The sequence below is a fragment of the Martinezella sp. CNPSo 3957 genome, from assembly GCF_057784395.1.
In genome coordinates this window covers 139,198-154,009 of sequence record NZ_JBXSOU010000012.1, presented here as the reverse complement: position 1 = coordinate 154,009, position 14,812 = coordinate 139,198, and the positions used below count along the sequence as shown (strand labels likewise).

Genomic DNA, 14,812 nt, shown 5'->3' with positions numbered 1-14,812 from the left:
AAACAAAAAAAGCCCCGCCGAAGCAGGGCTCTTTCGAATTTCGCTAGTTCCAAGGCTTAGTTCAGCCGGGTCTTCACTTCCTTGACGGCGTCGCTGAAGAGGCCGGACTGAACACTGCCGTCAGCCTTCTTGGCTAGCACCGATTCAGCAGCGGCGATTGCCAGATCGACGGCAGCGGAGCGGACCGCCTTCATTGCATCGGCTTCGGCCTGCTTGATCTTCTGCTCGGACAGAGCCGTGCGGTTGGCGACGAACTCCTCGGTCTTCTTGCGCGCCTCGGTCGTCAGCATTTCCGCTTCGCGCTCGGCTGCGGCAACGATATGTGCTGCTTCAGCCTCGGCTTCCTTGCGCTTGCGCTGATATTCGGCCAGCAGGTGCTGGGCCTCTTCGCGCAGGCGCTTGGCTTCCGCCAGCTCGTTGCGGATCTGATCGGCGCGGTCGTCCAGCGACTTTGCCATCATGCCCGGAACCTTCAGGTAAACGATCAGGCCGAGGAAGATGAGGAGGCTGACAAACGCGAAGAAGGTGTTGTCGAAAGAAAATTCCATGGATCAACCCTCCTGCTTTGCGGCAGCTGCCGCAACCGCAGAGGCGACATCGGCCTTGCCGGCGACATTTCCGACCAACTGCTCGACGACGGCACCGGCCGTCTCTTCGGCAATTGCACCGACATCACCGAAGGCTTTCGCCTTGATTTCAGCAATGCGGCCTTCTGCGGCCTTGAGCTTCTCAGCCAGGCTCGCCTCGATTGCCTTGCGATCCTCTTCGGCCTTGGCCTTGGCGGCATCGCGGGCGGTAGCGCCGATGGAATTTGCCTTGGCGCGCGCAGCGGCCAATTCGCTTTCATAGGTCGCGACGGCGGCGTCGGCTTCAGCCTTCAGACGCGAGGCTTCCTCGATATCCTGGGCGATCCGGTCGTGCCGGCTTTCCAGAATGGTGCCGACGCGCGGAATAACGATCTTCTGCATGGCCACGTAGAAGATGACGAAGGTGATCACCAGCCAAAGCAGCTGTGACGGATACGTCGTATGGTCAAACGGCGGGAATACGCCGCCGTGATGGCCTTCATTCGGCGCACCCGTTTCCGTGTGCACCGCTCCGGCGGCCGGCGGTGCTTCTTCAGCATATGCCGGGGTCACAAACATGCTCACCTCCAGGTGGTCTGCAAATACAAAGAATCACGGCTCGCTGCTCGCGAACCGTGATCTATGACGCCGCTGATATCAGACGGCGAAGAGCAGGAGGAGAGCGACGAGCAGCGAGAAGATGCCCAGAGCTTCCGTAACGGCGAAGCCGAATACCAGACGGCCGAACTGGCTGTCAGCAGCCGACGGGTTGCGCAGTGCGCCGGACAGGTAGCTGCCGAAGATATTGCCGAGGCCGAGAGCCGTGCCGGCCATACCAAAGCAAGCCAAACCTGCGCCGATGAACTTTGCTGCTTCCGCGTCCATGTTGAACTCCTTTGAAATGGTTGTGCGGTGAATGACTGACGCCGTTAGACGCCAATGTCTTTATCCTTAGTGGCCGCCCGGATGGATTGCGTCGTTGAGGTACATGCAAGTCAGCACCGCAAAGACGTAAGCCTGAAGGAAGGCGACAAGGAACTCGAGACCGGTGAGGGCGACGGTCATGATAAGAGGAAGAACGGCCCCGCCGATACCAAGCGCGCCGAGGGCTCCGAGCGAGGCGACAAAGCCTGCGAATACCTTGAGCGTGATATGACCGGCCAGCATGTTGGCGAAAAGACGAACAGAGAGTGAAACCGGGCGGGAGAGGAAGGAGATGATCTCGATCGCCACCACCAGCGGCAAGAGAACTCCCGGAACACCTTCAGGAACGAAGATCTTGAAGAAGCCGAAGCCATGCTTGATCAAACCGTAGAAAATAACGGTGAAGATAACGAGCAGTGCGAGCGCCAGCGTGACGATGATCTGGCTCGTGACGGTGTAGAAGTAAGGAACGAGGCCGAGCAGGTTCGCCGTCAGGACGAACATGAAGAGAGAGAAGACCAACGGGAAGAATTTCATTCCCTTCGTTCCCGCCCCCTCTTTCAACATCGAGGCGATGAACTCATAGGCCATTTCCGCAACGGACTGCGAGCGCGTCGGGACAACGGCGCGCGGCGCGCTGGCAAAATACAGAAAGCCCGCGGACAGCACTGCCGAGGCAACCATGAACAGCGAAGCATTGGTGAACGAAAAATCAATTCCACCGATATCGATCGGGATAATCTTAAAGATCAGGAACTGATGGGTAGGATCGTTTGCCACCGCTTGTTCTCTTTCATTATTCCGCTCCACCGAGCAGATGCTTCTTATCTGGAAACAACGCCGCTGCGTCGCTTCCGCTCATTTCTTACCAGGCTCACGTCCCTGCGGCTCCGGTGTCGCCACCTTGCCTGCAGAGCGCAGCACATTCAGCACGCCGGCACAGAATCCGAGAAGCAGCAAAATAATCATGCCCCACGGCGTCGTACCGAGAAAACGGTCCAAGACATAGCCCAGAACGGCTCCAACGATGATTGCAGCAATGAACTCACTGGAAAGCTTCATCGCCTGAGCGTAGCCCTTGCGGCTTTCCTCGGCGTGAACCTCCTCGCGTTCATCCTCTCTCACCGCAGCGCGCTTGTTCGCCAATTCGGCTCCCAGCTGCGCTCGCCGCTGTTCCAGACCCTCGTCGCGGTCATCCGTCATGGTGGCATCCTCCCCTTTATTCGTTGCGCGCAATCCCTTTACCCCGGTCAACGCGTAAACGAACAGCAGGTTTCGCCACCTTTCGGCCCGTTTTGAAGTCGCGCGCAACATAGTTTTAGGAAAAAGTATAGTCAAGGCGTAGACACCATCTGTCCAGCCATAAATTAGCCCAATTAAATCATGAGTTTAGACCGAAAGAGCCATATTGACCGAAAACTGAGCGGAAGAATCCTCTTCAGCCCATGCTTTCCTGCGGCTTTTTTGCCGGGGGAAGTGGCCCTAGCCGCCGTGTCAATCTGCCGGAACCGGCCGCCTCAGCTCCAACCGCCGCCATAGGTCCTGTAGAAGATGTGCATGCCTATGCGGCCAACCTTCACCATTTCGGCAGCCCATTTCGGCCGAACATAGACAGCATGATAGTGAGTGGCGGAACCGACTTCCGGCAGCCAGATCTTGCCGGCTGTGACCGCCATGGCGACCTGGCGGGCAATACGCCAGTGTTCTGGCGAATTGACGCGCTCCTTGACGTTGTCACAGGCGAAGGAGAACTGGCAAGCATTGGTCCAATCCTCATTCTGATAGACGACGCCGCAGATGGTCTTTGGATAGGCGGGATTACGGACACGGTTGAGAATGACCTGGGCGACAGCGGCCTGTCCTTTCACGGACTCGCCGCGCGCCTCGAAATAGATGCCGGTCGCAAGACATTGCTGCTCGTCGGAGGAGAAGACCGATGGCGGCAGGACATTGGCGGCCCAGGCATGATCCTTCGGGCCGATTTGTGGCACGAAGCGCCCCTCGTCGTCCTGATCCTTGGCGAGAATGGAATCGAAGGGCGAGACTCGGGCATAATCCGGCGCCGGCGAGGCATAGGCGGCGGCCAGAACATCGGCATTCTGGTTGGTGACCAGATTGGCGATATAGGCCGGCACGCTCTCGTCCAGCTTCGGCGGTTCTTTCTTATAGAAGGCCGTGGCAATCTGGATTTCCTTGCCGCCGAGCTGCGGCTTCAGGAAGGCGGTGCGCTCGCCGGTCGCGGATTCCGGCCGAAACAGCATGCTCTGGCGCTGCAGCACCGAGCCCGCGGAAAAATCCTTCGGCGGCAGCATCGGCGTGATGGCCACCACTCTGCCCTTCTTGTCCTGCCGGTTGATGCGGTCCTCATCGGGCCGGGGATCGCTGCCCTTGGCCTCGGACTGGAACGCGACGCGGCGTCCGTCCGGCAACACCAGACCGCCCTCTCCAACGGCGGCAGAGGTCCTGACATCCCCGAAAGCCAGTTCCGCCTGGTGGGTGGAGCCGGCCGGCGAGTCTGTCATCACCATGCGCCAGTTGGCGCCTTCCCTATCGATACCCGCAAGCAGGCCCGCAAGATCGCCATAGGCGGCGGTCGACGGAAAAATAAGCCAGGCACAGAGCCCGAAGACGACTGGAGAGGTCCAATTTTGTGGCAGGAACCGCGACTTGCGGCTGACATAACGCGAGCGAGACAACACCGGACTCCAAACGGCACTCGAAACCAGGAGCCGGAATAATCTCCCATTAACCTTGATGGATGGTTAATTTGGGCGAATCTATGGTCATGCAGGCGGTGAACCGAAAACAAAGACCCGGCGGATATCCACCGGGCCTTTGAACAACCAGCAAGAATATTCGTGTCAAATGATGACGTGCGATCCCAGCTCCACCACGCGATTGGCCGGCAGTCGGAAGTAGTCCGAGGGATCGGTCGCGGCGTTGGCGAGGGCGATATAAAGCCGGTCCTGCCAATGCGGCATGCCCGATTTCGCATCCGGCACCAGCTTGCGGCGGCCGAGATAGAAGGAGGTCGACATGATGTCGAACTTCAGGCCGGTCTTGCGCAGGGTCGCAAGCGCCTGCGAGACATTCTGCGATTCCATGAAGCCGAAGCGCAGCTCGACGCGCGAAAAGCGGTCCGAAACCTTCTCGACGGTATAACGATCCTCCTGGGCGACGCGCGGCTTGTTGATGGTGCGGATCGTCAGGATGACGTTCTTGTCGTGCAGGACGTGATTGTGCTTCAGATTGTGCAGCAGCGCGGCGGGAGCGGATTCCGGATCGCTCGTCAGGAAGATCGCGGTACCTGGCACATGCGCGGGCGAATGATCGCTCTTGCGCTCGATCGAACTGACGAAGGACGACAGCGGGATATCGGTATGGCGTGTCTTTTCCATGAGGATCGCGGTGCCGCGGCGCCAGGTCCACATGATGACGGTAAAGGCCGTCGCGATCATCACCGGCACGTAGCCGCCATCGTGGATCTTCAGGAGGTTCGCGCCCAGGAAGACGAATTCCAGCAGCAAGAGCGGCGTGAGCACGGCAACCGCCATCGGCAGCGTCCAGTTCCAACGGACGCGGACGAATTCAAAGGCCATGATCGAGGTAACGACCATCGCGCCGGTCACTGAGATGCCATAGGCGGTCGCCAGCGCATCCGAGGTCTTGAAAGCCAGCACCAGGAAGATGACGCCAAAGAACAGGACCGTGTTGACCGACGGCAGGAAGATCTGCCCGGTATTGGTCTCGGAGGTGAAGAGGATTTCCATGCGCGGCAGGAAGCCGAGATGAATCGCCTGGCGTGTGAGCGAGAAAGCACCCGTGATGACGGCCTGGCTGGCGATGATCGTCGCCATCGTGGCAAGAATGACCACCGGCAGGATCGCCCAGTGCGGAAACATCAGGAAGAACGGGTCCGACATGGCCATGGGGTCACGCAGCACCAGCGCGCCCTGGCCGAAGTAGTTCAAGGTAAGCGACGGAAACACCAGCACGAACCAGGCCCACTGGATCGGGCGGCGGCCGAAATGGCCGAGGTCGGCATAGAGCGCTTCCGCGCCCGTGACCGTCAGGAACACGGCACCGAGAACGACGACGCCGAGGAAACCCTCGCGCATCAGAAAGGTCACCGCATACCAGGGATTGAGCGCTGCCAGAATGCTGTAATCATCAGAAATGTGCATGATGCCGACAAGACCCATGACGATGAACCACAGCGCGGTGATCGGGCCGAAGAAACGGGCAACGGCACCGGTACCATGCGACTGGATCGCAAAAAGCAATGCCAGAATGGCCACCGATATCGGCACGATATAATCCGACAATTGCGGGGTCACGAGCTTCAGGCCTTCGACGGCTGAAAGGACCGAAAGCGCCGGCGTAATCATCGCGTCGCCGAGGAAAAGCGCAGCACCCAGCAATCCCAGCAACATCAGGATGGCGGTATGGCCGTTCGCCGTCTTCATCAACAGCGCCAGGAGCGAGAGCGTGCCGCCTTCGCCGTCATTGTCCGCGCGGAGCAGAAAAAGGACATATTTGATCGTGACGATGATCGTCAGCGTCCAGAACATCAGCGAGACGACGCTGATGACTTCGCCGCGCGTCAGGCCGTCCGCGGCCACCGGCTTCAATGCTTCGCGAAAGGCATAGAGCGGGCTCGTACCGATATCGCCATAAACAACGCCGACCGAACCGAGGGCGAGGTAGGCGAGCTTGCGAGCGTCCATTTTCCCGTCGGGAGAATGATGGGTTTCGTTAGACATTCAGGATCACTAGACTCTCAGAGCCAGCCTTTCCAGCGAAAAAAGAAAAACGGAACGATGGCGGAAACCACCATCAACAACAGCGATGCAGGGTAGCCGAAGGCAAAATGCAATTCGGGCATATGTTCGAAATTCATGCCATAGACGGAGGCGACAAGCGTCGGCGGCAGGAACACCACGGAAGCGATCGAGAAGATCTTGATGATGGCGTTCTGCTCAATGTTGATCAGCCCCAGCGATGCATCGAGCAAGAAGGTGATATTGCCCGCGACGAAGGACGCATGCTCGGAAAGAGATTGAACATCCCTCGAAACATTGCGGCAGAGGTCTTTGGCTTCGTGGTCCTGCTGCATGGCGGGGATAGCTTGAAGGAAGGTCAGCAGGCGCGACAGCGAACTCAGACTGTCACGTATCTTGCTGAGCATACGGTGATAGCGCGCTATGTCCTTGAGCTTTTCCTCAAGATAGTTCCCCGGCCGGCGGACCTTCTTCACGCGATCGCCAAATACATGCACCGACAATATATCGACACCGGCAACCGTCTGTTCAAGGACCTCGGCGGTCCGATCGGCGATCGTTTCAAGCAGCTTCGCCAGGAGCGCCACGCCAGTGCGTCGCTCCTGCGGGATACGCGGAAGGGCAGCAATGAAGAGAGCGAAAGACTTCGGCTGGGCATAGCGAATAGTGATCAGCCGGTGTCCCGCCAGGATAAACGCGACATCGGTCAACATCGGCAGGCTGGTATCGGCCTTGCAAAGAAGCGAGGCCGTCAAAAAGACCGAGCCGTCCTCGATATAGAGCCGGCTCGAGGGCTCTATATCCTTCATATCCTCACGCGTCGGCACTTCGAGCCCAAGCAGCCGCTCGATATTGGCTTCCTCTTCGCGCGACGGATCGACCATGTCGATCCACACGGCATCGTCGGGCAGCCGATCGGTCGCCGAGAGATCGGGAAGCTCGAGCGGCTTCGAACCTGAGCAATAGGCAGTTATCAACTGCGCGCTCCTGCGGCGGCATAGATGCAGGCGGGATCAGAGCGCGTTGTCCGCGCCCGCTGCGATCTCACCAATGGCCGACAAAAAAAGCTCATAAACCCCCGGTCATATCCCGCCCGTCCGGCCGGGAATCCGTGTTCATGTTCCATTGCGCTGCTGTACCAATCCCTCGTCCGTCCGGGCGAAGACGCCTGCGCGGCCGAAATAAAACCACCATTTGGCGGAGATTGGTCATCGGAAACGACCGACCAGTTCCACGCAGGCGGCGCATATGCAGCAAAGCTCGCAAAGAATCAAGTCACAACCTCTTCATCGCATGCTTCGCCGCAGTTTGGCCAATCCTGCGAAGTCATAGCACAGGATGCCGACAAGACAATCCGCCGCCACAGGGAAAGCAGATCCGTCCTGGTGAATTATTCAAATACGATCGCCGGTGCCGCGCGCTGTGGACTATCCGCGACTTGCTTCCAGACATTAGCCGCGATTTCGCGATAGATCTTTGCAACCACCCCGTTCGGCTCGGCGGCGACAAGCGGCGTTCCCGCATCCGAGGTCTCGCGAATGCCCATGGTCAGCGGCACTTCGCCGAGGAAAGGCACGCCGATGCGCTCCGCCTCCTTGCGAGCGCCGCCATGGCCGAAGATATCATAGCGCGTGCCGGTATCGGGGGCGATGAAGTAGCTCATATTCTCGACGATGCCGAGGACCGGAACCTCAACCTTGCGGAACATGTTGAGGCCCTTGCGCGCATCGATCAGCGCCAAATCCTGCGGCGTCGAGACGATGACGGCACCGGCAAGCGGCACCTGCTGCGCCATGGTGAGCTGCACGTCGCCGGTGCCGGGCGGCATATCGACAACAAGCACGTCGAGCTCGCCCCAGGCGACCTCGCGCAGCATCTGCAGCAGCGCGGATTGCACCATCGGCCCCCGCCAGATCATCGCGGTTTCCTCCTCAACGAGGAAACCCATCGACATGACCTTGAGGCCATAATTCTCCATGGGATTGATGATGCGCCCATCGATCTGAGTCGGGCGTCCGGAAATCTTCAGGAGGCGTGGCATCGAAGGCCCGTAGATATCGGCATCCAGAATACCGACGCGCAGGCCATTGGCGAGTAGGCCGAGAGCCAAGTTGACCGCTGTCGTCGATTTGCCGACGCCCCCTTTGCCCGAGGCAACGGCGATGATGGCCTTGACACCCGGAACGCCGATCTTGGCGGCGCGCGGCGGCTGTTGCGGCGCGTGTTGATGAGGATGGGAATGGGCGTGCGGGGCAGCCTGTGCAGGCGCGGGCCTGGGCGCTGGAGCGCCAGCCTTCTTGTCGGCCGTCAGCGCGACCAGGGCGCCCTTGACGCCGGGCATGTCCTTAATGACACGCTCGGCCGCAAGCCGTAGCGGCTCCAACTCCTTGGCACGCTCGGCGGGAACGGTGATGGAAAAATAGACCTTGCCGTCGGAAATGAAGACATCGGAAACCATGCCGAGCTCGACGATATTGTGCTCCAGGTCCGGGCCTCGAACCGTCTTCAACGTTTCCAGCACCTGTTCCTTGGTGATGTCTGCCATTTCATCCTCACTGCAGAATCTTTTCGGCAGCGCGGCATAGGTGGGCGCTTTCCGAAATCATTCTGGCTTAGATAGTGGAGAGGCGTGGCTTCGCCAAACGAAATTCGGGACGCCGTCGATAAAAACGTCTTCGTTGCGGCCGGCAGGTCCGCCGGGTCCATAAAGAAAAACCCTTACCAGCCGCAACGCTCTCCCAATTCGGGAAGACATGGCCGCGGGCCGACATAGATCATTCATTTGAAATATATAGGGCAACGGCGCGAAAATCGTCTCGAAACTGCGTCGGAACCTAATCAGCGTGCCAAATAAGTAACAACCGCCGCCGATCCCTTCGCCGGGAGAAGCTATGGCGAAGGTGTCGGCGGCGGTCGCTTGATCCGCGCACGTTTTCATCGGCGCTGTTATCAAAGTCCCCTCTGGACCTCTGTTTCCTAAGAAGCAGGAAGCGTGCCAGTTTCCAAAAATCCGGAAAGCGACGAGTCTTCAGCACGTTATCTGAATCGCACCTGGAACCGGAGAGCGGATGGTCGCTGCAGACTTCATCATATTTTATTTGCAGCGCACAAAAATTATTCACATGCTGCGCAAATTCCCATCACCGCCGTATCATGACATCGCCGCAATGGGAGGCCTCACTATTTTATCAATCCGACACGCAGGGCCTTGGCGACGGCTTGCGTGCGGTTGACAGTGTCGAGCTTCTTGGTTGCGCGATTGAGGTAGTGATTGACCGTATGCTCCGACAGGGAGAGGATTTCGGCGATTTCGGCGCTGGTCTTTCCAGCGGCCGTCCAATTCAGGCAATCGATTTCACGGTCGGTAAGCGTATCGACGACGCGAACATCCAAGCTGCGAATCTCGGCAAGCCGGTCGAACACGTGAACCGCAATATAAAAGAGATCCTTGATCTCCTGCGGCGAAAAGTGTTCGCGATCGCCAGCCAAAGAAACAGCGCCGCGAAGACCCGAGGCATCATGGGTCGGGAAATAAGCGAAACGCGTCATGCGGAAACGCTCAAACAAAGCCACGGCAAGCTGCGATTTGTTTTCTTCGCGATTGGGATTTGCCACCACGTCATAAAGAAAAGGCAGCGTGGAGGCGCGCAGACGCAGCAACACGGAACTGGTCGACAGCAGGCTCTCCTGATCGTAGATCGACAGCAGCTCGGCCGGCCAGTTGTTGATTACCGAACTGCTTTGCAGGTCGGAGGATGTGATCGGCGGAAGATTAAGGACCATGAAGGCGCGGCACCGGTAGGCCTCCGTCAATCCCTTCATGAAACGGAACACATCGAACTGCGTCTTAAGCCTGGTGATTTCCTCGATCAGATCCTCGTCGCGAGGGGACATTCCTGCTTGTACCAATGCCGCCATCATCAGTCTTCTTTATGTAAAAGAGGGCAAAAATACGAAGCTTCCGCTCGCTGCCCTTCACGATTAACGTCCCGGCGCCACTATCGGCCGCTCGGCAAAATATAAGTTTTCCAAAATCATGATTGCGTCGACGCCCGTTACTATTATCTCCCCCTCGTCATCTCGCTAAATCCTCGACGGCTTCAGCAATCACCTGAAGATAATGGCAGTTCTTTGCCATATCTCAACGGTAAAATTCAAGATAAACGAGCAATTGCGCTAAGATCCCGCGCCGGCAGCATTAAATCCCCGGAATTCCCGCAGTCGTTGCGCCAGATCTGCTGGGATCAGCGTTTGGGGCCCATGCGGTTGCGCATGTCCATCATGATCGAATCAGCGGCAACGACCACCCGTGGCGCCCATGCCTGCAGCCTCTGCTGCGTGACGCGATAGGCCGGGCCGGTCACCGAGACTCCGGCAAGCATATGACCATCATCGGAGCGGATCGGCGCAGCGACGCAGCAGATACCGTTTTCGTGCTCCTCAAGATCGAAGGCGTAGCCGCGCGCCCGGATTTGCGAGATATCGGAGAGCAGTTCCGAGGGGGAGCGAAGGGTATGCTCTGTGTAGGGGCGATATTCGAGACCTGAGATTCTCTCTGCAAGCTCGGCGTCGTCGAGCGCAGAAAGCGCCGCCTTGCCGACACCGGTACAATAGGCGGGAGAAGCATTGCCGACCTGCGAATACATCCGCACGGATTGCTGACCCTCCACCTTGTCGAGATAGATCACCTCCGCGCCCCGCAGGACGCCGAGATGCACGGTTTCACCCGTCACCTCCTGCAAACGGTGAAGATGCGGCTCGGCAATCGCCCGAAACTCGTTGCGCGCCCAACTGCGCGAGGCAAGGGTCAAGAGCCGCAAACCGATCCGATAGCGCCCGTCGCGGTCGACCTCCAGCAACCCCTCCTCGACAAGATGCGACAATTGCCGATGCAGCGAGCCGCGCGGCTGATCGGAAAGCGAGAGAATGTCGGTAAAGCGCATAGGCCCATCAGCCAGTGCGACGAGATCAAGCAGGGAGACGAGCTTTCCGAGCGTCCCCGTTTCCCGATCGCGATGCCTTTTATTTTTTCCCGCCTCTGAACCCAGACCCATACTCATTCATTTATCTCTGGCACAACCGCACTGTCCTTGACACTGTGCAAGGGTAGTCCGATAATTCCATATAGTCAAATTATGTTCCGAATAATGGAACTTTTCATTGATCTTGGGAGGAGACATCTTGGCCGATAGTCAGGCGCAATTTCCCGATCTGAAAGATCGCACGGTTCTCGTCACCGGCGGAGGCTCCGGCATCGGCGCAAGCCTTGTGGAGGCTTTTGCCCGTCAGGGGGCGAAAGTTGCCTTCATTGATATAGCCGAGGAAGCCAGCAAGGCGCTTGCGGCCAAGCTTTCGGATCAATCCGCCCATCCCGTTGCCTTCTACCATGCCGACCTGCGCGATGTCGGCGCGATCAAAAGCACGGTTGCAGCCGTCGAGGCCGATCTCGGGGCGATCCGGGTCCTCGTCAACAACGCGGGTTGGGACGACCGGCACGACATCGACACCACGACCGAAGAATATTGGGACAACAATCAGGCGATCAATCTGAAGCAAGTCTTCTTCGTCTCACAGGCGGCGGCACCGGGCATGCGCGCAGCCGGCGGCGGCGCGATCATCAACTTCTCCTCGATCGTCTTCAAGATGAACCCGCCGCTTCTATCATCCTACGCGACCGCAAAGTCCGGCATCATCGGGCTGACCAAGAGCTTTGCCGGACGCTTCGGGCCGGAGAATATCCGCGTCAACGCCGTTCTGCCTGGAATGATCGTCACACAGCGCCAGCTCGACCTCTGGCTGACGGAGGACGGCATGGCGAAGATGATGGACCGGCAATGCCTGAAGCGCGTGCTGAGCCCCGAGGATCTGGTCGGTCCAGTGCTCTTTCTGGCTTCGGACTGCTCCGGCGCCATGACCGGACAAGCCATCACTGTCGATGGCGGTATTTTCTAATCTCAAGATTTCTGACGCAAGACTTGGAGCATTTCACATGACGAAACCGGCATATGTCGCCGTGGACTGGGGCACCAGCAGTTTCCGGCTGTGGCTGATCGGCGAAGACGGCAGCATTCTCGCGGAACGCCGCAGCGGCGAAGGCATGACCACGGCCGCGCAAACCGGCTTTGACAAGGTCCTGCAGGCACATCTCGACGCCGTATCGGCGCCGGACGCCATTCCCGTCATCATCTGCGGCATGGCCGGCGCGCGCCAAGGCTGGGTGGAAGCCGGCTATATCGATACGCCGACTTCCCTTGCCGCAATTCTCACCGCGGCTGTCTCCGTGCCCGGGCAATCCCGCGATATCCGTATCCTGCCTGGCCTGGCGCAACGCAGCCAACAGGTGCCTGACGTCATGCGCGGCGAGGAAACGCAGCTGCTCGGCACGGTTGCCGCCGACGCCAAGGGCGAACAACTCGTCTGCATGCCAGGAACCCATTCGAAATGGGTGCGCGTGCTGGATGGTCAGGTGACAGGCTTTTCCACCTTCATGACGGGCGAGCTTTTCGACGTCATTACCAAGCATAGCATCCTATCGCATGCGGTTGCCAGTACTGCAGACATGCCGGCCGACACGAAGACATTCGAGATCGCCCTCAAGACGGCCCTGGATAAGCCGGCGCTCCTCACCAATCTGCTGTTCACGGCTCGCTCCGGCCAGCTTCTGAACGGACTGACGGCAGCCGGAGCGCAGGCGCTCATATCGGGCACACTGATCGGCGCAGAAATCGCCGGCGCGCGCGCCTCTGCGGGGCAGAATGCGGCCATCACGCTCGTCGCCTCCGGCCGCCTCCAGGCGCTCTACGAAGACGCGTTCCGCTCCCTCTCCCTCCCCTTTAAGACGATCGACGCCGATGCCGCCGTCCGTCGCGGACTTTCCGCTGCGGCCGAAGCGATCTGGTTCAAGAAAGAAAGTAAAAGCTGATGACAACTCGCACCCCCTTTCCGCCCATGAAGCGCCCGCTCATTGCCATTCTTCGCGGCATCAAGCCCGAGGAAACGGCTGACATTGTCGGCACGCTGATCGAAACAGGCTTCACGGCAATTGAAATCCCGCTGAATTCGCCGGAGCCGTTCCGCTCCATAGAAATCGCTGCCAAGATGGCGCCGGCCGATTGCCTGATCGGCGCCGGCACGGTGCTGACGGTCGAAGATGTCGACAGGCTTGATGGCGCCGGCGGCAAGCTCCTGGTGACACCGAATGTGGAGCCTGCGGTCATCAGCCGCGCCCGCGACAAAGGCATGGTGACGATGCCCGGCGTCTTCACCGCCACGGAAGCGCTTTCGGCCGCGCGCGCCGGCGCCACCGGGCTTAAATTCTTCCCCGCCGGCGTGCTTGGCGCCTCCGGCATCACGGCCATTCGCGCAGTGCTGCCGCCGGAACTCGTTATCGCCGCGGTGGGTGGCGTTTCGGACAAGAATTTTGCCGATTACACCAAGGCAGGCATCCTCGCTTTCGGTCTCGGCACCAGCCTCTACAAGCCGGCAATGACGGCAGCGGAGGTTGCCGAACGCGCCAAGATGACCATTTATGCCTATGATGCAGCCGTAGGAGCCTGATCTATGACCGATATTCATGATTTTCAGGGGAATATTCTCTGCAACACCTCCTCCGTCCTCGGCGAAGGCCCAACCTACGACCCTGATACGGATACAGTCTGGTGGTTCAACATCCTCGGCAAGGAATTGCACGAATTGCACCTGCCGACCGGCAAGAAGCAGGTTCACGAGCTGCCGATGATGGCGAGCGTGCTGGCACGTGTCGATGCGGAACGACAGATGATCGCGACCGAACAGGGCCTCTTCCTGCGCGATATCGCAACTGGCGAATTGAGCTTCTATGCGGCCATTGAAGCCGACAAGCCCGAAAACCGCTCCAATGACGGACGCACGCATATTTCCGGATCGCTCTGGATCGGCACCATGGGCAAGCGCGCCGAGATGCAGGCAGGCGCGATCTATCATGTCGCCGGCGGCAAGGTGACCAAGATCTTCGACCAGATCAGCATTCCGAATTCCATCTGCTTCTCGCCCGATGGCACGATCGGATATTTCACCGATACCCGCGTCAGCCAGCTCATGCGCGTGCTCGTGGATCCCGAGACGGGGCTTCCGGCGGGCGAGCCGATCGTCATGGTCGACAGCATGGAAGATCCAGGCGGCCTAGACGGCTCGGTCTGCGATGCCGACGGCTATATCTGGAACGCGCGCTGGGGCTCCGGCTTCGTCGACAAATACAGCCCGGACGGCCTGCGCATCGAGCGCTATCGCGTACCTGCGATGCAGCCATCCTGCCCCGCCTTCATCGGCAAGAATGCGGACCGGCTGGCCGTGACGACCGCCTGGGAAGGGCTGGATGAAGAGGCCCGCTCGATGCAGCCGCAGGCTGGTGCTCTTCTGGAGCTTGGCCTGACGGTGAAGGGCGTTTTCGACCCTCCATACAAGCTTTGATTGAAAGCCGCCTTCAGCCGATCAGGCTGAGGGCGGTATTATTTTGACGCGTCAGGCAGGCCGCAAGACACGTTCGGCCTCGAAACAAATTGA

15 protein-coding genes are annotated in these 14,812 nt (G+C 59.2%); 4 read left to right on the top strand and 11 right to left on the bottom strand.

Annotated features, from left to right (window positions below; all coding sequences use genetic code 11):
• Positions 1–56 precede the first annotated feature (56 nt).
• The 11 genes from AC13QE_RS24565 to AC13QE_RS24515 form a co-directional block, all read right to left on the bottom strand.
• Positions 57–548: a F0F1 ATP synthase subunit B gene (locus AC13QE_RS24565; protein WP_132715953.1), complete on the bottom strand. Its 492-nt coding sequence runs from the start codon at positions 546–548 to the stop codon at positions 57–59.
• A 3-nt stretch (positions 549–551) separates the two neighbouring features.
• Positions 552–1,145, bottom strand: coding sequence for a F0F1 ATP synthase subunit B (locus tag AC13QE_RS24560; protein WP_015338973.1), 594 nt, complete (start codon positions 1,143–1,145; stop codon positions 552–554).
• 78 nt (positions 1,146–1,223) lie between these two features.
• Positions 1,224–1,451, bottom strand: a complete 228-nt coding sequence (locus AC13QE_RS24555; protein WP_015338972.1) for a F0F1 ATP synthase subunit C — start codon at positions 1,449–1,451, stop codon at positions 1,224–1,226.
• 66 nt (positions 1,452–1,517) lie between these two features.
• Complete coding sequence (locus AC13QE_RS24550) at positions 1,518–2,270, bottom strand: F0F1 ATP synthase subunit A (RefSeq protein ID WP_112335429.1); 753 nt, start codon at positions 2,268–2,270, stop codon at positions 1,518–1,520.
• A gap of 78 nt (positions 2,271–2,348) precedes the next feature.
• Positions 2,349–2,693 carry an AtpZ/AtpI family protein gene (locus AC13QE_RS24545; protein WP_488485622.1) on the bottom strand — a complete coding sequence of 115 codons (345 nt, stop codon included), beginning with the start codon at positions 2,691–2,693 and terminating at the stop codon, positions 2,349–2,351.
• Between the two features lie 314 nt (positions 2,694–3,007).
• Entirely contained in the window at positions 3,008–4,186 is a 1,179-nt protein-coding gene (locus AC13QE_RS24540; RefSeq protein ID WP_488485621.1) for a cell wall hydrolase, read from the bottom strand.
• 165 nt (positions 4,187–4,351) lie between these two features.
• Positions 4,352–6,217 carry a potassium transporter Kup gene (locus AC13QE_RS24535; protein ID WP_015338967.1) on the bottom strand — a complete coding sequence of 622 codons (1,866 nt, stop codon included), beginning with the start codon at positions 6,215–6,217 and terminating at the stop codon, positions 4,352–4,354.
• Positions 6,218–6,270: 53 nt separating this feature from the next.
• On the bottom strand, positions 6,271–7,248 hold the full coding sequence (locus AC13QE_RS24530; RefSeq protein WP_488485620.1) for a magnesium transporter CorA family protein: 978 nt from the start codon (positions 7,246–7,248) through the stop codon (positions 6,271–6,273).
• 413 nt (positions 7,249–7,661) lie between these two features.
• The gene (apbC, locus tag AC13QE_RS24525; protein WP_488485619.1) at positions 7,662–8,816 is read right to left on the bottom strand and encodes an iron-sulfur cluster carrier protein ApbC; all 1,155 of its coding nucleotides are present in this window, start codon (positions 8,814–8,816) and stop codon (positions 7,662–7,664) included.
• Positions 8,817–9,451: 635 nt separating this feature from the next.
• Positions 9,452–10,192 carry a helix-turn-helix transcriptional regulator gene (locus AC13QE_RS24520; RefSeq protein ID WP_488485618.1) on the bottom strand — a complete coding sequence of 247 codons (741 nt, stop codon included), beginning with the start codon at positions 10,190–10,192 and terminating at the stop codon, positions 9,452–9,454.
• Between the two features lie 323 nt (positions 10,193–10,515).
• Positions 10,516–11,325 (bottom strand): IclR family transcriptional regulator, encoded by an 810-nt coding sequence (locus AC13QE_RS24515; protein ID WP_488485640.1) that lies wholly within the window; start codon positions 11,323–11,325, stop codon positions 10,516–10,518.
• Positions 11,326–11,452: 127 nt separating this feature from the next.
• Between AC13QE_RS24515 and AC13QE_RS24510 the strand changes: the two genes are divergently transcribed.
• From AC13QE_RS24510 to AC13QE_RS24495, 4 genes are read left to right on the top strand one after another with little or no spacing between them, the layout of a single operon-like run.
• The gene (locus AC13QE_RS24510; protein WP_488485617.1) at positions 11,453–12,223 is read left to right on the top strand and encodes an SDR family NAD(P)-dependent oxidoreductase; all 771 of its coding nucleotides are present in this window, start codon (positions 11,453–11,455) and stop codon (positions 12,221–12,223) included.
• A 37-nt stretch (positions 12,224–12,260) separates the two neighbouring features.
• Positions 12,261–13,193, top strand: coding sequence for a 2-dehydro-3-deoxygalactonokinase (locus AC13QE_RS24505; RefSeq protein ID WP_488485616.1), 933 nt, complete (start codon positions 12,261–12,263; stop codon positions 13,191–13,193).
• Positions 13,193–13,828, top strand: a complete 636-nt coding sequence (locus AC13QE_RS24500; protein WP_488485615.1) for a 2-dehydro-3-deoxy-6-phosphogalactonate aldolase — start codon at positions 13,193–13,195, stop codon at positions 13,826–13,828. Before AC13QE_RS24505 ends, AC13QE_RS24500 begins: the two co-directional genes overlap by 1 nt.
• Before the next feature lie 3 nt (positions 13,829–13,831).
• Positions 13,832–14,719, top strand: a complete 888-nt coding sequence (locus AC13QE_RS24495; RefSeq protein WP_112335417.1) for an SMP-30/gluconolactonase/LRE family protein — start codon at positions 13,832–13,834, stop codon at positions 14,717–14,719.
• Positions 14,720–14,812: the final 93 nt, after the last annotated feature.